This is a genomic window from Deinococcus seoulensis (genome assembly GCF_014648115.1).
In the GTDB taxonomy this organism is placed as follows: Bacteria; Deinococcota; Deinococci; order Deinococcales; family Deinococcaceae; genus Deinococcus; species Deinococcus seoulensis.
On the sequence record NZ_BMQM01000032.1, the window covers coordinates 1 to 19,292 of the forward strand.

Consider the following 19,292-nt stretch of genomic DNA (forward strand, 5'->3'; position numbering starts at 1 on the left):
TAAGCTCAGCATGCTGATAGTTTATCAGAGCACCCTCAGCTCCCTGGAATCCAGGAAGAGCCTTCCGAATTTGCCACCACCGCATTCCAGGCCGCGTGGGACGCCCGCGACCCGGCCCTCCTGCCGCCCGAGACGCCCCGCTGGCTGTTCCTGCGCTGGCTTCAGGAGCAGGGCGTCCTGTTCCACGGCTCCCCGCAGGCCGGACTGACCGTCTTCGAGCCGCGCACGCCTCATGACCTGAGCGCCGACGACTTCAGCAAACGTACGGGCGTGTTCGCCACTTCCGACGCGCTGTGGGCCTTGATGTACGCCCTGCGGGAGCGCAGTCGGGTGAAGCGCATGGTGAACGCTGCCCTGCAGGTGCAGCAGGCAGGCAGTTGGAGCGAGACACGGTACTTCCTGTCTCTGGCCCCACACCCGGACCTGACCGTGACTGGTGGGCAGGAACTGCTCTCGACCGGCTTCGTGTACGTCCTGCCACCAGACGGCTTCGAGCGGATGCCGGACTATGACTGGCCGGGTCTGGGACGGGTGCGCGAACCGCACCTGATCAGCCCGCAGCCTGTCCGGCCACTGCTGGCAGTGCCGGTCACGCCGGCCGACTTTCCCCTGCCGGTGCGACTGCACGACGCCGCCACAGTCGACGCACGTTGCGCTGCCGATCCGTGGGGGTTTCCCTGGCTGGAGGCACCATGAAAAACCCCCGAAACCACGCGGGTTCGGGGGCAGGGGGCGGGTGCTGCTCAGTCGATGCTGACGCGCCAGCGCCATTCACTGGCGCGTTTCATGACGTGGGCGATGCCGCCGGTGATGGCGAGCTTCTGGTTCCAGGGGAGTTTCATCCAGCCGACGGCCATTAGGCCGCCCAGGCTGACGAATTCGCCCAGGGTGGTGGGTTCGTAGGCTTCGAGTTCCTCGCCCTTGACCATGCGCATGATGTTCTTGCCGGTCAGGCGGCCCTGCTGTCCGGCGTGCTGGGCGGTGGTGGGCACGGGTTTGCCTTCCTGGTTCAGGGCGAGGCCCATGTCGCCGATGATGAACACGTCGGGGTAGCCCTTGGCGCGCAGTCTGTCGTCCACGGCGATGCGGCCGCCGGGGCCTTTTTCCAGTTTCTCGCCCTTGACGATGTCGCGGGCCTGGATGCCGCCGGTCCAGATGATCTTGCCGGCGCCGATGACTTTCTGTTCGCCTTCGGCGGTCTGCACGGTGACGCTGTCGGCGGTGGCCTGCATCAGGCGGTGCCCGACGAGGATGTGGATGCCGTACTCTTCGAGGGTTTTCTGGGCTTTGCCGCGCAGGCCGTCGTCGAGGATGGGGAGGATCTTGGGGCCGGCCTCGACGAGGTAGATGTTGAAGGGGGGCAGGCCGCGTTCCTTGCTGAGCAGCTGGGCGCGCTGGGCGAGTTCCGTGACGAGTTCCACGCCGGTCAGGCCGGCGCCGCCGACGACGATGTCGCGGTTGCCCTGGTACTCGGTGGTGTAGGCGCGGTTGACGAAGTTGAAGATCTCGTCGGCGTCGCTGAGTTGCTTGAGTTCGGCGGCGTTCTCGGCCAGGCCGGGAATGCGGTAGAAGTTCGTGACGCTGCCCAGGCCGACGACCAGGGTGTCGTACGTGAGGACGCGGCCGTCTTTCAGGGTGACCTCACGGTCGTCGAGGTTCACGCCTTCGACCTGGGCCTGTTCGAGGTTCACGCCGGTGCCGCGCAGCAGGGGTGCCAGGGGCAGGGTGACGCGGGTGTTGTGCGCGGCGGCCTCGTGGAGGCGGGTTTCGAAGGTGTGGTAGGCGTTCTGCTCGACCATCAGGGCTTCGAGTCCGGGCGCGGGTTTCATTTTCGTGGCGACAGCAAGGCCGGAGTAACCAGCACCGAGGATGAGGGTCTTCATGTCAATCTCCTGTGAACGAATTCACGAGTTCAGTGGGCGGTCAGCCAACTCCCCCGCAAACACCGTCGGAATCACTCGCTTCCGAATCGGCAACAGTGTACATCCTACACCAAATCAGACAGTCATGACCCGTACCCTCTTCATCACGTGAAGGGGTAACGTCCGCGCCGCGCTGCCCGCGCGCCCGGCAGGGCCTGCCGAACCATCGTCTCGACTGAGCGGCATTCTATCCGAAAGAGTGCCCGCCGCGCCCATCTGCCCACGCCCAGCCCCGTCCGCTACAGTTCGCGCAGCAGCGCCGCGTGCCGCGCCCGTACCACCTCCCGCCGGGGGTCCTGCGGTCCCAGCAGCGACTCCAGCAACGCCAGCACCTCCAGGTCATCGAAGCGCGCCGCGTACCGCCACAGCAGCGCCGGGTCCCGCGCGCCGCACACCGCCCGCCGCAGCGCCCCGTCCAGGTACGAACGCCAGTACGACAGCAGCGGCGACTCGCTGACCGGCAGCGGCGGCCCGTCGAACAGGTCCAGCGCGCCGTTCACGTCCCCCGACAGCAGCAGCCGCTCCACGCGCAGCAGGTCCAGGTCCACCGCCACGCTCAGCCGGTACGGCCGCGACGCGATCTGCCCGCCCAGCAGCCCCCGCAGCGTGCTGACCTCGGACTTCAGGGTGCTGGAACTGATCGGCGCGTCCCCGTACATGTGCGCGTGCAGGGCGTCCAGCGTCAGGCCGTCCGGGTGCAGGGCCAGCACGGTCAGCAACTCCAGCTGCCGGGGCGTCAGGTGCAGGCGGCGGCCCCCCAGTTGCACGCCCGGCACGCCGCACAGCCGCACCTGCACGCCCGCCGGAACGTCCGGCCCGGCCAGCTGCGCCTCGATCCGCTGCGCGTAATGCTGCGCGCTCGCCAGTCCCAGCGGCGTGCTCTGATCCCACACGGTACTCAGGTTCAGGACGCCCAGCAGCGCCCCGCGCGCGTCCCGCAGCGGCGCGCAGTAACACACCCAGTCATGCACGGCCTGCACGTAATGCTCGGCGGCGAACACCCGCACCGCCTGCCGTTCCCGCAGCGCCAGCGCCAGCGCGTTGGTGCCCACGCTGCCCTCGTCCCAGTGACCGCCGGGCACGAAGTTCAGCGCCCGGCCCAGCCGCTGCATGCGCGGACTTCCGGCCGTCCAGAGCAGTTGCCCGCGCGTGTCGGCCAGCGCCACCATCAGGTCCCCTTCGCGCGCCAGGGTGCCCAGTTCGGGCCGCAGGGACCGCGTGGCGAACTCCAGCGGCGACCCCGTCCACGCCGGACCCTGGTCGGACACGGGCGCCGTCACCCGGTCCGGCGGGACCGTCAGCGCCGACCGGTTCCAGGAGGCCAGCACGCCCGCAGGCACGTCACCTGCCCCGGCGCGGCCCACGCCGGGCGCGCCGCCGACCCCGCCGCGCGCCACGAAGCGGTTCCAGGCCGTGACGCGCCGCTGCCTTTCCAGTACGAGTCGCTCGTTCATGCCGCCCCGACACCCTCCCGGCGCGCCCCGACCGCCGCGCCTCCACGTCCGGAACCCTTCCGGGCACAGAATCCCGTCACCCGGCCCCTGCGGCCCGCGCCGCACCCGGTGACCCACTCTTGCTTGACCCCACCACCTTGACCCCACCACGCTACCACGCGCCGCCCCCACCGGGCCTGCCGCTCCTGCCGGGCCCGGCACCCTTTTCCAACCTTTTTTGTGTTTCAATAAGACCGGTCATACAACTCAGTTCCGGCGCCCGTTCCCCGTGCCTGCATTCCGCTGTTCCCGGCGTTCGCCCCGGCACGCCACGGACACCGCCGCACCCGCATGAACACCCCACGCATCAACTCGACCGGACCCGACAGTCCCAGAGGGAGGCACCCATGAACGTCACCGTGAACGTGAACGGCAAGTCCTACACCCGCGACGTGGAACCCAGAACGCTCCTCGTGCACTTTCTGCGCGAGGAACTGCTGCTGACCGGCACGCACGTCGGCTGCGACACCAGCCAGTGCGGCGCGTGCACCGTGCACGTCAACGGCGACGCCGTGAAAAGCTGCACCCTGCTGGCCGTCCAGGCCGACGGCATGGACGTCACCACCATCGAGGGCATCGGCACCGTCGCCGACCTGCACCCCCTCCAGACCGGCTTCTGGGAAGAACACGGCCTGCAATGCGGGTTCTGCACGCCCGGCATGATCATGAGTTCCGCCGAATTGCTCAAGCACACCCCCAACCCCACCGAGGACCAGATCCGCCACCACCTTGAGGGCAACTACTGCCGCTGCACCGGGTACCACAACATCGTCCGGGCCGTGCAGCACGCCGCGAGCGCCATGCAGGGCGCCAGCCAGGCCGCCGACGACTGAATCCGGGGGCCACGAGCTCTGAGCCATGAGCTCTGAGCCCACGCGCCGCTTCCTCACAGCCCATAGCTCACAGCCCATAGCTCACAGGCCACAGCTCACAGGCCACAGCTCAGAGCCCACAGCCCACTCCCAGGGAGGCATCACCCCATGAGCGATACCAGAACCGAGAAGTACTTCGGACAGGCACTCAAGCGCAAGGAAGACCCGCGCTTCATCACGGGCACCGGCAACTACACCGACGACATCGTCATTCCCGGCATGCTGCACGCCGCGATGGTCCGCAGCCCCTACGCGCACGCGAAGATCAGCGGCATCAACAGGGACTCCGTGACGGGCCTGCCCGGCGTGGTGCACGTGCTGACCGGGCAGGACGTCGCGGACGCCGGGCTGGGCAGCATCCCGGTCGGGTGGCTGCTGCCGGACCTGAAAACCCCCGCGCACCCCGCCATTGCCCTGCATGAAGCCAACCACGTGGGCGACATCGTGGCCGTCGTGATCGCCGAGACGCGCGCGCAGGCCGAGGACGCCGCCGCCGCCCTGGAAGTCGATTACGACGCGCTGCCTGCCGTCTCGACCGCCAGCGCCGCCCTGAAAGAGGGCGCGCCCCTGGTGCACGACGACGTTCCCGGCAACGTGGCCTTCAACTTCGAGATCGGAGACGAGGCCGCCACCAACGAGGCCTTCAAGGCCGCGCCCCGCCGGGTCAGCGTGAAACTCAAGAACCACCGCCTGATCGCCAACCCCATCGAGCCGCGCAGCAGCCTCGCGCAGTTCACGCCCGCCAGCGGCGAGTACCTGCTGTACACCACCAGCCAGAACCCCCACATTCACCGCCTGATCCTCGCGGCGTTCGTGATGAGCATCCCCGAACACAAACTGCGCGTGATTTCCCCCGACGTGGGCGGCGGCTTCGGCACCAAGATCTTCCAGTACCAGGAGGAAGTCATCGTGTTGCTCGCTGCGCGGCTGCTGGGCCGCGCCGTCAAGTGGACCGCGCGCCGCTCCGAGGCTTTCGTCAGTGACGCGCAGGGCCGCGACCACGAAACCGAGGCCGAACTGGCCCTGAGCAACGAGGGCAAGATCCTGGGCTTCCGCGTGAACACCCTGGCGAACCTCGGTGCGTACCAGACGCTGTTCGCGCCCGCCGTGCCCACGTACCTGTACGCCACGCTGCTGAACGGCGTGTACAAGATCCCCGCCATTCACGCGAAGGTCACGGGCGTCATGACGAACACCGTGCCCGTCGACGCCTACCGCGGCGCCGGCCGCCCCGAGGCCACGTACCTCGTCGAGCGGATCGTGGACGTCGCCGCGCACGAACTGAACATGGACCCCGCCGAACTGCGCCGCCAGAACTTCATCCAGGCCGACGAGTTCCCGTACCAGACGCCCGTGGCCCTCGTGTACGACAGCGGCAACTACGAACCGGCCCTCGACAAGGCCATGACCATGATGAACTACCCGGCCCTGCGCGAGGAACAGCAGCGCATGAAAGGCAGCAACAAGATCCTGGGCGTCGGCCTGATCTCGTTCCTCGAAGCCTGCGGACTGGCCCCCAGCGCCCTCGTCGGGCAGCTCGGCGCGCAGGCCGGACAGTGGGAATCGAGCCTCGTGCGCGTGCACCCCACCGGGAAGGTCGAACTGTACACCGGCAGCCACAGCCACGGCCAGGGCCACGAAACCGCGTTCCCGCAGATCGCCGCCGACGAACTCCAGATTCCCATCGAGGACATCGACCTGATCCACGGCGACACCGGCCGCATGCCCTACGGCTGGGGCACCTACGGCAGCCGCAGCGCGGCGGTGGGCGGCAGCGCCCTGAAAGTCGCCCTGCAGAAGATCACCACCAAGATGAAGAAGATCGCCGCGCACCTTCTGGAAGCCAGCGTGGACGACATCGAGCACGAGGGCGGCGTGTTCCGCATCAAGGGCGCGCCCGAGAAGAGCAAGACCTTCTTCGACATCTCCCTGATGGCCCACCTGGCGCACAACTACCCCGAGGACCTCGAACCCGGCCTGGAAGCGACCGCCTTCTACGACCCCAAGAACTTCGTGTACCCCTTCGGCACGCACATCGCCGTCGTCGAGATCGACACCGACACCGGCCACGTGAAACTCCGCAACTACGGCTGCATCGACGACTGCGGCCCCCTGATCAACCCCCTGATCGCCGAGGGACAGGTGCACGGCGGCATCACCCAGGGCATGGGGCAGGCGCTGCTGGAAGACGCCGCGTACGACGAGGACGGCAACCTGCTGGCCGGCACGTACATGGAGTACGCCATGCCCCGCGCCGACGACGTGCCCACCTTCCAGCTCGGGCATACCGTCACCCCCAGCCCCCACAACCCCCTGGGCGTCAAGGGTATCGGCGAGGCCGGCACCATCGCCAGCACCGCCGCCGTCGCCAACGCCGTCATGGACGCCCTGTGGCACGAGTGTGGCATTGCGCACCTCGACATGCCCTACACCGCCGAGAAAGTCTGGAAGGCCATCAGGGACGCCCGCAACCAGCCGCAGGCCGCCGACGACTAAGGCGTTGACAGGCGAAGGTTGATGGTTGATAGAAACCGCCAACCTTCTCTATCAACTGTCACCTTTCAACCATCAACCCCATCCCGGAGGGATTCATGTATCCAGCCAACTTCGAGTACCAGAAAGCCGACAGTGTCGATCAGGCCATCGCCGCGCTCGCCGCGAACCCCGACCTGAAACTCATCGCCGGGGGGCACAGCCTGCTGCCCGCCATGAAGCTCCGGCTGGCGCAGCCGCCCGCCCTGCTGGACATCTGGGGCATTCAGGAAATGAAAGGCATCAAGCGCGACGGCGACTGGTTCGTGGTGGGCGCCATGACCACCCACGCCGAGGTGCTGCGCAGCGACCTCCCGCTGTTCCCCGAGGTGGCCGGGTGGGTCGGTGACCCCATGGTCCGCAACCGCGGCACCATCGGCGGCAGTCTGGCGCACGCTGACCCCAGCGCCGACTACCCCGCCGCGGCGCTGGCCCTGGGCGTGGAATTCGTCATCCGTGGCCCCGACGGCGAACGCACCGTCCACGCCGACGACATGTTCGTCGGAATGTTCGAAAGTGCCGTGCAGCCAGGCGAACTCCTGACGCACATCCGCATTCCCGCCACCATCCAGGCCAGCGCCTACGAGAAGTTCCGGCACCCCGCCAGCCACTACGCCATCGTCGGTCTGGCCGTCGCCCGCCACGCCAGCGGCGAGGTCCGCGCCGCGTACACCGGCGCCGCCGAACGCGCCCACCGCCTCACGAAACTGGAAGAAGCCGTGAAGGATGGCAACCCGGCCCCCACCGGCCTCGTCGAGGCGGGCGACCTGCTCGGCGACCGCTTCGCCAGCGCCGAGTACCGCGCGCACCTCGTGGACGTGCTCGCCGCCCGCGCCCTCGAACGCCTCGGCTGAGCCTCCAACTAAGTACGTCGAAGCTAACATTGCGAGATTCCGGGAAAGCGCTGGAATCTCTCCATTCCCGCTTCAACGTACTTCCTCTGCTACGCGCTCCGCGCGGTTTATCTAAAAGATAAACGCAGTGTACTTACTTCCAGCGGCACCCAGGCACCCAGCCGGGTGCCGCTGCCCGTTCCAGCGTCACGCGCACGCTCACCTCCGGCGGGACATCCACCACCCCGGAATCCCCCAGCGTGCGGGAGTACCCACCCTCGACCACGGCATTCACCTGCACGTCAAGCGGGCCGTACGACCAGAACGCCGGGAAGTCCGTATCCGGGTTCTTCGACGCCTGCCAGATGCGCTCCCCCAGCACCTTCCGGTCCCCGGCGGGCAATCCGAAGCAGCGCGTGGCGTACTCGCGCGCCAGTCGGCCCAGGCGGCTACCCAGCGCCGGAAGATCACCGGGATACGAGGCGCCGCGCGAATCGAACGCCAGCACGACCCGCGTCACCCGACCGCCCTCCCCGGACACGAGCACGTCCAGTTCACTGTCCAGGGACACCAGCACCCCACCGCCCTCCACCGGGCGGGAGGACGCCGGACGGGCACCCTCCAGCAGGGCAGGCGTCCGGCTGACAGACACGGGCGCGGCGACCAGCAGACCGGACAGCAGCAGAGGCAACATGCCCAGACTGTACGCCCCGGCTACTGGATCAGGCCCGCCACGCCGTTGATTGTCACGGCGATGATCACCGTCCCGAACACGAACGACAGCAGCGCGTGCCCCAGCAGCAGGCGGCGCATGGCGCGGGTGTTCAGGTTCGTGTCGCTCACCTGATACGTCATGCCGATCGTCACGCTCAGGTACGCGAAATCCCAGTACGTGGGTTCCTCCAGATGATCGTTCCCGTGCGGGAACAGCACGCCGCGTCCGTCGCGGTAGTACAGCCGCGCGTAATGCAGGGTGTACTCCGTCTGCACCAGCAGCCAGCTGCCCACCACCGTCCCCACCGCCAGCAGCGTCAGCAGCACCTCGCGCGTGCCCCTGGCGTCGTGCGCGTCGGACAGCAGGAACATCACCCCGATCAGGCTCACCAGCGCCGCCGAGGTCGTCAGTGTGCCCGCCACGGCCCGGCTGTCATCCTCCCGCGTCGCCAGTTCCCGCGTCCGGCCCGGCCCGGCCGTCATCAGCAGGGGCCACAACTGCGCCATGACCGTCAGCGTGAACGTCACCCAGCCCAGCAGCACGCGCGCCTCGGGCGGCCACGCGGACGGCGTGGCAAGACCGACCAGCAGACCGGCGGCCAGACCGAACAGCAGGCGGCGGGCCGCGTGACGGGACCGTCGGGACGAGGAAGACATGCGCGGAGCATACGCCGGGCATTGTCATCGCACGCTCGTGAAGCGTTCACGGAAGCTGGCTACGGTGGAAGGATGAAGCGACTGACCCTGGCCCTCGCCGCCCTGACCCTGGGCGCCGCCCACGCCGCCACGCCCCCCGTACAGGTGACCTACCGCGTGTTCCACTACACCTGCGACGCAGGCAAGAAACTGAGCGTGTACTACGTGCAGTTCGGCCAGGACCCCATGTTCGCCATGCTCGACTGGAACGGCCAGCGGCACGGACTGGCGCAGGCGATCAGCGCCAGCGGTGCCCGTTACGCCAGCCTCAGCGGTCCCGCCGGAGCGCGCGGCGGGTTGCAGTGGTGGGAACACCAGGGCGCGGCGGAACTCAGCACCTTCACCGGGAACAGCACCACCACCACGAAGACCCTCCTGACCGGCTGCAAGACCCCGGGCCGCTGAGCGACCCTTCGCTAAGTCTTTTCGCTCTCTGTTCCCAGAGCGGGGGGCGCGTAAACTCTTCAGGTGACTGTTGCCGCGCCCAATCTTTCCAAGTTGCTGCCCGCCGCCCCGCCCGGAAACCTGCTGCTGCTCCCGCAGGTGGCGCGCGCGGCGCTGTTCGCGGCGTTCCCCGGCCCGGCCGTGCTGCTGACCACCCCGGACCGCCTGGGCAGTTACGCCACGGCCGGGGTGCTGGGTGCGCCGGTCAGCGTGAACCCCGGTCTGCGCGACTGGGACGCCCGGCACGAGCACGTGGTGCTGGACGTGAACACGGCGCTGGACCTGTTCCCGTCCCGCCCGGAGGACCACGCCCTGACGCTGCGGGTCGGCTCGAACTACCCGCGTGAGGAGTTGCTGTCGCGCCTGGAACGCCTGGGCTACGAGCGCGGGGAAGAACCCGGTTTCGAGATTCAGGGCGACACGCTGGAACTCCGTCTGTCTGCCGGGTCGGGCCTGCCTGCCGAGGCCGAGGAGGGCCTGTGGGTCCGCGCGGAGTTCTTCGGGGACGAACTGGACACCCTGCGCTTCCTGAAACCGGGCGCACTGACCGGCGAGAAGGCGCAGAGCTTCACGCTGGAACCCACCGCCGAGTACCTGACGGAGGTGAAGTGGGACGCCACCCGCCTGGAACTGCTGCCGGGGCGGGTGTTCCTGGACTCGCCGGAGTTCTACGCGTCCGCGCTGGGCGTGCTGATCGACACCTTCTGGCCGAAACTGGCCGGGCGTGAGGTGACCAGCTTCGGCCGCACCCCGCTGGACCTGCCGGACCTGGACACCGGCCTGACTCCGCTGCCGTTCTACCGCGCGCGCCTGAGCGACCTGGAACGCGACGTCAACGAATGGCGCGAGGCGGACTACCGCGTGATGATCCTCGTGCGGCACGACCGCACCGCTGCGTACCTCGCTGACAAGCTGCTGAACACGCACGAGATCCCGTGGCTGAAGATCCCACGCGTGCCCGAGGGGGGCCTGGGCTTCCTGCGCGCGGCAGGAGAGGGCGGCTTCGTCATCCCCGAACACCGGACCGTCATCCTGACCGAGGACCTCATCTACGGCTTCCAGGGTGGCAGCGCCCTGCGCGGCAAACGCCTGAACGGCAAGCCCGTCACGGACGCGCTGGGCCTGCACGTCGGGGATTACCTGATCCACCCCGAGCACGGCATCGGGCAGTTCGAGGGCCTGGAGACCCGCAAGGTGCTGGGCGTCACCCGCGACTACCTGAACCTCACGTACCGCGGCGGCGCGCGCCTGAGCGTGCCCATCGAGCAACTCCCGGTCCTGCGCCGCCACCCAGGCACCACCGACGACCCACCCTCCCTGAGTTCCTTCGACAAGAAGGACTGGGCGAAAGCCAAGGAGAAGGCCCGCAAGAACGCCGAGGCCGTCGCCGCGAAACTGCTCGTGCAGTACGCCGCGCGGCAGGTCACGCCCGGCAACGCCTTCCCCGCGCAGCCCGAATGGGACAGTCAGGTCGAGGCGAACTTCAAATTCGAACTGACGGCCGACCAGAAGACCGCACTGAAAGAAACCATGCGCGACCTGGAGAAAGCCAACCCCGCCGACCGCCTCATCTCCGGCGACGTGGGCTTCGGGAAGACCGAGGTCGCCCTGCGCGCCGCGCACCGCGTCGTCGGACACGGCAAACAGGTCGCCGTGCTCGTCCCCACCACCCTCCTGGCCGAACAGCACACCAGCACCTTCGTCGAACGCTTCAAGGGCCTCCCCGTGCGCGTCGAGGGCCTCTCCCGCTTCACCACCCCCCAGCAGGCCCGGAGCATCCTCGCCGACGCCGCCCAGGGCAAGGTGGACATCCTGATCGGCACGCACCGCCTCCTCAGCGGCGACGTGCAGTTCCGCGACCTGGGCCTGATCATCGTCGACGAGGAACACCGTTTCGGCGTCGGCCAGAAAGAAAAACTCCGCGCGCTGCGGGGCCTGCCGCCCACCCCCAAGGACGGCAAGATCGACATTCCCGAGGACGCCCGCGCTGTCGACACCCTCGCCCTGTCCGCCACACCCATCCCCCGCACCCTCTACATGAGCATGGTCGGCCTGCGCGACATGAGCTCCATCCAGACCCCACCCAAGGGCCGCAAACCCATCCAGACGGTCCTCGCACCGTTCGACCCCATCACCGTCCGCGACGCGATCCTCACCGAGATCGAACGCGGCGGCAAGGTCTTCTACATCCACGACCGCATCGCCAGCATCGGCGCCCGCAGCCTCTACCTGCGTAACCTCGTCCCCGAAGCCCGCATCGGCGTCGCCCACGGCCGCATGAACGAGGAAGAACTCGAAGAAATCATGCTCGGCTTCGAACAGGGCGCCTTCGACGTGCTGCTCGCCACCACCATCGTCGAGACCGGCCTGGACATCCCCGAAGCGAACACCATCCTGATCGAACGCAGCGACCGCCTCGGCCTCGCCCAGCTCTACCAGCTGCGTGGCCGCGTGGGCCGCCGCGCCCAGACCGCCTACGCCTACCTGTTCTACCCACCCCGCATGACCGAGAACGCCCAGCGCCGCCTCTGGGCCATCGCCGACCTCCAGGACCTCGGCAGCGGCCACCTCCTCGCCGAGAAGGACATGGAAATCCGCGGCGTGGGCAACATCCTCGGCGAGGAGCAACACGGACACGTCCAGGCCGTCTCCATCGACGTGTACACCGAACTGCTCGCCGAGGCCGTCGCCAAACTCAAAGGCGAAAAGATCGAAGCCCCCACCACCATCAGCATCGACCTGCCCATCGACGCCCGCCTGTCGCCCGAGTACTTCCTCACCGCCGACGGCAAAAGCGACGAGGAAGCCCGCATCGCCACCTACGGCCGCCTCAGCGAAAGCCGCACCCTCCAGGCCATCAGCCGCGTCGAACGCGACCTCCGCAAAAAATACGGCCCACCCACCCCCGAAGTGCAGAACTTCATCGACCTCGCCAAACTCCGCCTCACCGCCGCCGCCCGCCGCGTCCTGAGCATCGGCGAAACCATGACCCAGATCCAGATCACCTTCGCCTACAAAACCCTCGACTACGACGCCCCCGGCCTGCGCGCCTTCCCCTTCAAGACCGAAGTCGTCACGTTCCCGCCCAGCGTGAAACTCGACAAACGCGGACTGAAACCCAACGACTACGCGCGCACGCTGATCGACCTTCTCGGGTACTTCGGGTAAAGACAGTCGGAATCCTTGCGCCTGGCGGCGGGCCTCCCCACCCCCCAGCCCCCTACCCCAGGGGGGCAGGGGGAGCAGGCGTTGCACTGGGCAAGAGTTTTTACTGGCGCGGCGGAGGTGTAGTGGGCGGTGACGTGTCCGGCTTCGACGCCATCCTGCCGCCCCCCTCGTAGGCCCGCGCGCTGCGCGCACGACGGCCGGTGGTGGTCTGCGGTGGCTGGCAGGGTGCCTTGCTGAACGCCGCTGATCGACTCTGAAAATCATGCTCTGGCAACAGCCCAAAAAGTAGAACCTTGCTGCTCGCACCAAGAATTGGGGCCACACAACCGTTGTGGCAACGCGGCCCGTCGTGCGCGCAGCGCGCGGGGCGAACGCAGCGGGGGCGGAGGATGGCGTGTGAGGCGTGGCCGTCCCCGCCGATCACCCGCCATGTAAGCCCACGAAATACCTGCCCAGTGCAACGTTGCTCCCCCTGCCCCCCTGGGGTAGGGGGCTGGGGGGTGGGGAAGCACCCGGAAACTCCACCGCCGGGGAGAAGCTGGAACCCCCGCCTGCCTGTTCGTGGAACGGTGATGACCCCCGGTACACTGGTGGCATGACAACCGTTTCGCCCCTGCTGCCGCAGGCCGGGCTGTCCGGCGCCGCGTACCGCACCTCGACCCGGCAGAACCTGCTGACCATCGCGCTGGGCTGGTGGTTGCTGGGCGGGATTTTCGTGGACGGGTGGGCGCACAATCAGTTCGGGGAGTCGCTGGAGACGTTCTTCACGCCGTGGCATGCGTTGTTCTACAGCGGATTCCTGGCGGTGGCGGGTTGGTGCCTGCGGCTGGCTTCGGTCGGGTGGCGGCAGGGGCGGCGCGGTCTGGCGGCGTTCCCGGAGGGGTACCATCTGGCGGCGCTGGGTGTGCCGGTGTTCGGGCTGGGCGGCGTTGGGGACATGGTGTGGCACACGGTTTTTGGGATCGAGGTGGGGATCGAGGCGTTGCTGTCGCCCACGCATCTGCTGCTGTTCGCGGGCGCGGCCCTGATCGTGGCGTCGCCCCTGAATGCGGCGTGGCGGTCCCCGGCGGCGCGCATGGCGGCGGGCGGCGTGCGGTGGGTGGCGGCGCTGTCCGGTGCGTCGCTGCTGGCGGCGACGGCGTTCATGCACATGTACATGTGGGGGTTGCTGACTGTGCCGCAGGGGCTGGGGTGGGTGCAGACGCGCGGCGAGCTGAGCGCGGTCCTGCTGACGGCGCTGATCATGACGGCGCCGGTCCTGCTGATCCTGCGCCGGTTTGCGTTGCCGTTCGGGGCGGTGACGGTCATGTATTTCGTGACGAACCTGGGCATGAGTTTCATGCTCGCGCCGGGTGAGTGGCGCGTGCCGTTGCTGGCGGCGTTCAGTGGCCTGCTGGCGGACGCGTTGCACGCCCTGCTGCGTCCCGGTGCGGCGCGGGTGTGGCAGCTTCGGGCGTTTGCGTTCCTGTTGCCGTTGTGCGTGTGGGTGCCGTTCCTGGGTGGCGCCGTGCGTCTGGGCCTGAGTAACCTGAGCCTGGAGTTGTGGCTGGGCGTGGCGGTCATGACTGGCCTGGGCGGCGTGGCCCTGAGTGCCCTGGTGTTCCCCGCGCCGCTGCCCCCGCAGGCGCTGGAGGAGTAGGCGGGGCTGGCCGTCAGTGGTGGTGCGTGGGCGCTGGTGTGGCAGGAGGCAGCCCCGGCAGTGGGACCTGAGCGCGCCGCCGCAGCAGGGCGCTCAGGGTGGTGATCTCGCCGCGTTGCGTGCCTGTGATCTGCCGCGCCAGCAGGCCCACCTGCGGAAGCACGCCAGTCTCCAGCGCGGGCCGCGCCATGACCAGCGCTCCCTGGTGGTGGCGGATCATGAGTTGCAGGAACAGCGTTTCGGCTTCCGGGACGGGCCGGGTGTTCAGGGCATTCAGTTCGGCGGGGGAGGCCATGCCCATCGTCCGGGCGTGCGCGGCGGGCAGGGGCGCGGCGGGGTCCACGGGCGGCAGGTTCCACAGGTGCAGCCAGCCCTGCATCTGCCGGATCTGCTCCTGCTGCCCCAGTTCGATGTCCAGTGCCAGCGAGCGCAGCGTGCGGTCCCCGGAACGCCGCCGCAGGGCCTGCGCCATCGTAATCGCCTGGGCGTGGTGGGGGATCATGCCGCGCACGAAGGTCACCTCGGCGCTCTGCGGGGTGGGCGGGGTCTGCCGGGGCGTGAGGGCCAACAGCGCCCCGCCGCCCAGCAGCAGCGCCGCCAGCACGCCCGCCGCCATGCGCCTCACGCGGCTGCCTTCACGGGGCGGTGGTGGTCGCCTGCCGGTCGAAGTGCCGTTGCCGCGCCCGGAACGCCGCCTTCTGCTCCGGGGTGGTCTGCGCGTGGCAGTGGCGGCAGCTGACGCCCTCCTCGAACAGCGCGTCCGCGCGTTCCTGCGCGTCCAGCGGCCACCCGCACGAGTGGCACATCACGGCCCCGCCCTCGCGCAGGCCGTGCCCGACGGTCACGCGGCCGTCGAACACGAAGCACTCGCCGTCCCAGCGGCTGTCCTGCTCGGGCACGTCCTCCAGGTATTGCAGGATGCCGCCCTGAAGGTGGAACACGTCCGCGTACCCGCGCTGGCGCAGCAGGCTGGTGCTCTTCTCGCAGCGGATGCCGCCCGTGCAGAACATCGCCACGCGCTTGCCCTGTAGCTCGGCGGCGTGCGCGTCCAGCCATGCCGGGAACTCCCGGAACGAATCGATCTGCGGGTCCAGCGCGCCCCGGAACGTCCCGGCCTTCACCTCGTAGCGGTTGCGGGTGTCGATCACGACCACGTCCGGCGCGCTGATCAGGGCGTTCCAGTCGTGCGGGGCCACGTACTGCCCGGCCTCGCGGGTCGGTTCGACCGGTACGCCCATCGTCACGATCTCGGCTTTCACACGCACCTTGAAGCGCCGGAACGGCTGCCCGCTGGCCTCCGATTCCTTGTACTCCAGGCCGGTGAAGCCCTCTGTCAGCAGCGCCCCGCGCAGCGCGTCGATGCCCGCGCGGCTCCCGGCGACCGTGCCGTTGATCCCCTCGGACGCCACGATCAGCGTGCCGCACAGGCCGTGCGCGGCGCCCAGCGGCAGCAGCCGTTCGCGCAGGCCCGCCGGGTCGGCCACCGCCCGGAACTGGTACAGCGCCGCCACCACGAAGGCGGGCGCGGCGACCGGGTCGGAGGGAACGTCGGGCAGGGAAGGGGCAGGGTGGGGCGCAGACATCCCCCGCATGATACCGAGGGGATCTGCGTGCCTGGGGGCCGCGCCTCACGGTTCCCGTCACATCTTCGAGGCGTAGCGGAAGTAGGCGTTCACCTGTGGAACGAAGCACAGCGCGGCGGCGCCCAGCAGCGGCACGACGCCCAGGACGGTGCTGAACGGGTTCCCGGCGCTCAGCAGCAGTGCGCCCGTGCCGAGCAGCATCAGCACCAGCAGGGCGCGCGCCCAGCCGCGTCCCCGGTACACGTTCCAGCACAGCGCCGCTTCCAGCAGGAACCGGATCTGGCCTGCGCCGCTCCCGCCGAGCAGCATGCCGATCAGGGAGGTCAGCAGCACGACCCCCAGGATCACGGTGGTGATCGTCCACCCGGCGCGGATGGCGGCGGCCTGCGCGGGCGTTTCGGTGGGGGTGTCGTTCAGGCTCTCCATGAGACTGTCGGTCATGGGGGTAGCTTACGGGGCGCCAGGGTCCGGCGTTGCTGCATGTGACCGGCCGTCATGCGGGTGTGGTCGCGTGTGGGAATGCGCGTTCTGGCGGAGTCGCGGGGCGCTGGCCTCTGCTAGCCTTGCGGGCGTGTCTGTGCCTTCCACCCTGATCACCGCGTCCGGCCTGAGTGTCGTGTACGGCGAGCGGGCCGTGCTGAGCGGCGTGGACCTGAGCGTGACGGCCGGTGAGCGCGTGGCGTTGCTGGGCCGCAACGGGGCGGGCAAGACGACGCTGCTGCGCGTCCTGACCGGCGAGCGCACCCCGGACGACGGGGAGGTCTGGCGGCAGGAGGGGCTGCGGGTGGCGGTGCTGGCGCAGCATCACGCGCACCCGCCGGGCCTGAGCGTGCGCGCCCTGCTGGACGCCGCGCACCCGTACCGGGAGCTGGAGGCCGACCTGCTGGCGCTGGAGGCGGACCTGGGCGACCCGGACACCCTGGACCGCTGGACGGCGCTGCACGCCCGCCTGGACGACCTGGACGCCTTCCGCTGGCCGGCGCGGGCGGCGCGGGTGCTGGGCATGCTGGACCTCACGCGCTTCCTGGGGCGCGAGGCGGCCACGCTGTCCGGCGGGGAACGCACCCGGCTGGCGCTGGCCCTGGCCCTGGCCAGGGAGCCGGACCTGCTGGTGCTGGACGAACCCACCAACCACCTGGACATCCGCATGCGCGAGTGGCTGGAGGGCTGGCTGCGGGATTTCCGGGGCGGGGTGCTGCTGACCAGTCATGACCGCGACTTCCTGGACGGCGTGGCGACCCGCAGCGTGTGGCTGGACGCGGGCGAGGCGACCCCGTACGCGGGCGGGTACTCGCGCGCGCGGGCGCAGCGGGACCTGGAGCGGCGCACGCAGTCCCGCGCGGCCCGGCTGGGCGAACGGGAGGCCGGGCGGCTGGCGGGCAGCGTGGACACCCTGGACCGCTGGGGCCGCCGCTCGCGCGCCCTGAAGAGCCGCGCCGAGCGGGTCGCGGTGCCCGAGGCGCCCCTGCCGGAACGGCAGATCCGCATGCGCCTGCTGGCCGGCACGGCAAAAGCGCCGCTGGTCGCGTGGGGCGAGCACCTGAGCAAGGGGTACGCCGGGCGGCCCGTGTTGCAGGGCGCGGCGTTCCGGCTGCGGCAGGGCGACCGCGTGGCCCTGATGGGCGCCAACGGCACCGGCAAGACCACCCTGATGCGCCTGCTGTCCGGCGAACTGCACCCGGACCCGCCGGGCCGCGACCCGGACACGGGCCTGCCGCTGCCCGAGCCGCTGCTGCGCGTGGCGGGCGGCGTGACGGTCGCCAGCCTCGACCAGACCTGGCACGGCCTGACGCCCGGCGAGGGCCTGCACGCGCAGTTCGAGCGGCGGTTCGGGCGGCAGGCGACCACGCTGCTGGGCCGCGCGGGCTTCGGCGCCGCCGACTGGCCCAAGACGCCCGAGGTACTGTCCGGCGGGGAACGCGCCCGTGCCGGACTGGCGCTCGTCAGCGGGCTGCGCGCCGACCTGCTGCTGCTGGACGAACCCACCAACCACCTGGACGTGGAGGCCCTGCTGGCCCTGGAGGGCGCGGTGCAGGCGTACGCGGGCGCGGTCGTGATCGTCACGCACGACCGCCGCTTCGCGCGGGAGGTCGCCACGAGGTTGTGGGTGATCGAGGACGCTGCGCTGCGCGAGGTGAGCGGCTGGGGCAGCCGCGAGTACCGCGACCCGGCCGCCACGTTGCAGGGCGACCCGCCGCCGCCACCGCCCGCGCCCACGCCCCGGCAACGCCTCGCGCCGCTGGAAGCGCGGCTGGGCAGCCTGCGCGCCGAACTGGACCGCCCGCCCGGCACCCTGACCGGCCGCGAGGAAGCCCGCGTGCGCGCCCAGGCGCACGACCTGCAACAGTCGCTGTACGCCCTGTACGCCCAGGTGTGGCACGAAGCGCAGTACGACACCCAGGTCCGCGAGCCGCCCCTGACCGTGCGCGCCCAGCGCCTCGGGGACGCGCCGGGCGAGGGGGGCGGCATGTTCTGGGCCGCGCAGGACCCCACCTGCCCACACCTCGCCTGGGACGGCTACACCCTGCGCTGGAACGGCTCGCCGCCCGCGTGGTTCGGCGCGGCTCTGCTGGGCGGCACCCTGCGAATCCTGTTCGAACGCTGGAACGTGGGCCGCGTGACCCTGGGCGACGGTGGCCCTGTCCTCACGCGCCGCGCTTACTTCGAGCGGCTGGGCCTGATCCGCCCCACCTGACCGGGCCAGTCCGGGCGGTCCGGGCACGCCTCATGCCGGACCCCGCTATACTTCCGCGCATGGAAGACCTCATCAAGGGCCGCCTTGGTGCAGCGGACGGTTACGACATCCGCTGCGTCATCGACGGCGACACCATCAAGGGCCGCGCAGGCGGAAAACTGCACGGCAAGGACATCAACCTCGAAATCACCGAACGTGGCGTGCAGGGCAGCGTCGGCGCGGACCCCGTGAAGATCGAACTTCAGGACGGCGAACTCAAGGGGAATGTCGGCGCGCAGAAACTCACGCTGCGCGGCGTGGACCGCGTCACGGGCTTCATGGGCGAACCCATCATCGGCTGGAACGTCGTGGCGCAGCAGACCGGCGAACGCCTGACCGGGCAGCTGGGCAGCACCATCCTGGGCCGCCCCTTCGACCTGGAACTGGGCAGCGCGCCCGGCTGGGTGGGTACGCTGGTCGCCATCGTGGCCTTCTACGCCCTGGAACCCCGCGCGAACATCACGACCAGCCGCTGATGCTGACTCCGATTGAATGGGCTGCAAAGCCCGTTCAATCCGAGCGGAGCGAGTGGGAGAAAAACGGGTTCCGGGCGTGGAGCTGACAATCCGGTGAAGTTCCGGATTGTTGGCGAAACAAACGGAATCCGTATGAGACCAGTGCAGCAGAAGGGCCGCCGCGGTGCAGACCGGGCGGCCCTTTCT

Annotated in this window: 16 protein-coding genes; 9 read left to right on the forward strand and 7 right to left on the reverse strand. The window is 69.5% G+C overall.

Going from position 1 to position 19,292, the window contains the following annotated elements; genetic code table 11:
• Positions 1–270: 270 nt before the first annotated feature.
• Positions 271–696 carry a hypothetical protein gene (locus tag IEY70_RS17165; RefSeq protein ID WP_229778022.1) on the forward strand — a complete coding sequence of 142 codons (426 nt, stop codon included), beginning with the start codon at positions 271–273 and terminating at the stop codon, positions 694–696.
• 47 nt (positions 697–743) lie between these two features.
• Here the strand turns inward: IEY70_RS17165 and IEY70_RS17170 are convergent, their stop codons facing one another.
• Together IEY70_RS17170 and IEY70_RS17175 are read right to left on the reverse strand one after the other, a co-directional pair.
• Positions 744–1,883 (reverse strand): NAD(P)/FAD-dependent oxidoreductase, encoded by a 1,140-nt coding sequence (locus tag IEY70_RS17170; protein ID WP_189066261.1) that lies wholly within the window; start codon positions 1,881–1,883, stop codon positions 744–746.
• A gap of 278 nt (positions 1,884–2,161) precedes the next feature.
• A complete protein-coding gene (locus IEY70_RS17175) occupies positions 2,162–3,376 on the reverse strand; it encodes a sigma-54-dependent transcriptional regulator family protein (RefSeq protein WP_189066262.1) in 1,215 nt (404 codons plus the stop codon).
• 386 nt (positions 3,377–3,762) lie between these two features.
• On the opposite strand from IEY70_RS17175, the gene IEY70_RS17180 reads away from it, so the two are divergent.
• The 3 genes from IEY70_RS17180 (at position 3,763) to IEY70_RS17190 (ending at position 7,673) form a co-directional block, all read left to right on the forward strand.
• The gene (locus tag IEY70_RS17180) at positions 3,763–4,248 is read left to right on the forward strand and encodes a (2Fe-2S)-binding protein (RefSeq protein ID WP_189066263.1); all 486 of its coding nucleotides are present in this window, start codon (positions 3,763–3,765) and stop codon (positions 4,246–4,248) included.
• Between the two features lie 147 nt (positions 4,249–4,395).
• Positions 4,396–6,783 carry a xanthine dehydrogenase family protein molybdopterin-binding subunit gene (locus IEY70_RS17185; protein ID WP_189066264.1) on the forward strand — a complete coding sequence of 796 codons (2,388 nt, stop codon included), beginning with the start codon at positions 4,396–4,398 and terminating at the stop codon, positions 6,781–6,783.
• A 95-nt stretch (positions 6,784–6,878) separates the two neighbouring features.
• The gene (locus IEY70_RS17190; protein ID WP_189066265.1) at positions 6,879–7,673 is read left to right on the forward strand and encodes an FAD binding domain-containing protein; all 795 of its coding nucleotides are present in this window, start codon (positions 6,879–6,881) and stop codon (positions 7,671–7,673) included.
• Positions 7,674–7,806: 133 nt separating this feature from the next.
• Here IEY70_RS17190 and IEY70_RS17195 read toward each other — a convergent pair whose 3' ends face one another.
• Positions 7,807–8,346 (reverse strand): hypothetical protein, encoded by a 540-nt coding sequence (locus tag IEY70_RS17195; RefSeq protein WP_189066266.1) that lies wholly within the window; start codon positions 8,344–8,346, stop codon positions 7,807–7,809.
• A 20-nt stretch (positions 8,347–8,366) separates the two neighbouring features.
• Positions 8,367–9,023 carry a DUF1345 domain-containing protein gene (locus IEY70_RS17200; protein ID WP_189066267.1) on the reverse strand — a complete coding sequence of 219 codons (657 nt, stop codon included), beginning with the start codon at positions 9,021–9,023 and terminating at the stop codon, positions 8,367–8,369.
• 72 nt (positions 9,024–9,095) lie between these two features.
• Between IEY70_RS17200 and IEY70_RS17205 the strand changes: the two genes are divergently transcribed.
• The 3 genes from IEY70_RS17205 to IEY70_RS17215 all read left to right on the forward strand — a co-directional run bounded on the left by IEY70_RS17205 (position 9,096) and on the right by IEY70_RS17215 (position 14,313).
• Complete coding sequence (locus IEY70_RS17205) at positions 9,096–9,467, forward strand: MliC family protein (RefSeq protein WP_189066268.1); 372 nt, start codon at positions 9,096–9,098, stop codon at positions 9,465–9,467.
• A gap of 63 nt (positions 9,468–9,530) precedes the next feature.
• Positions 9,531–12,674, forward strand: coding sequence for a DEAD/DEAH box helicase (locus tag IEY70_RS17210; RefSeq protein ID WP_189066269.1), 3,144 nt, complete (start codon positions 9,531–9,533; stop codon positions 12,672–12,674).
• A gap of 595 nt (positions 12,675–13,269) precedes the next feature.
• Complete coding sequence (locus IEY70_RS17215) at positions 13,270–14,313, forward strand: hypothetical protein (protein ID WP_189066270.1); 1,044 nt, start codon at positions 13,270–13,272, stop codon at positions 14,311–14,313.
• A gap of 13 nt (positions 14,314–14,326) precedes the next feature.
• Here IEY70_RS17215 and IEY70_RS17220 read toward each other — a convergent pair whose 3' ends face one another.
• From IEY70_RS17220 to IEY70_RS17230, 3 genes are read right to left on the reverse strand one after another with little or no spacing between them, the layout of a single operon-like run.
• Positions 14,327–14,929 (reverse strand): DUF305 domain-containing protein, encoded by a 603-nt coding sequence (locus IEY70_RS17220; protein WP_189066289.1) that lies wholly within the window; start codon positions 14,927–14,929, stop codon positions 14,327–14,329.
• Between the two features lie 19 nt (positions 14,930–14,948).
• Complete coding sequence (gene trhO / locus IEY70_RS17225) at positions 14,949–15,896, reverse strand: oxygen-dependent tRNA uridine(34) hydroxylase TrhO (protein ID WP_229778023.1); 948 nt, start codon at positions 15,894–15,896, stop codon at positions 14,949–14,951.
• Positions 15,897–15,953: 57 nt separating this feature from the next.
• The gene (locus IEY70_RS17230) at positions 15,954–16,337 is read right to left on the reverse strand and encodes a hypothetical protein (RefSeq protein ID WP_189066272.1); all 384 of its coding nucleotides are present in this window, start codon (positions 16,335–16,337) and stop codon (positions 15,954–15,956) included.
• A 130-nt stretch (positions 16,338–16,467) separates the two neighbouring features.
• On the opposite strand from IEY70_RS17230, the gene IEY70_RS17235 reads away from it, so the two are divergent.
• Positions 16,468–18,591, forward strand: coding sequence for an ABC-F family ATP-binding cassette domain-containing protein (locus IEY70_RS17235; protein ID WP_229778024.1), 2,124 nt, complete (start codon positions 16,468–16,470; stop codon positions 18,589–18,591).
• A 59-nt stretch (positions 18,592–18,650) separates the two neighbouring features.
• Positions 18,651–19,106: a hypothetical protein gene (locus IEY70_RS17240; protein ID WP_189066274.1), complete on the forward strand. Its 456-nt coding sequence runs from the start codon at positions 18,651–18,653 to the stop codon at positions 19,104–19,106.
• Positions 19,107–19,292: the final 186 nt, after the last annotated feature.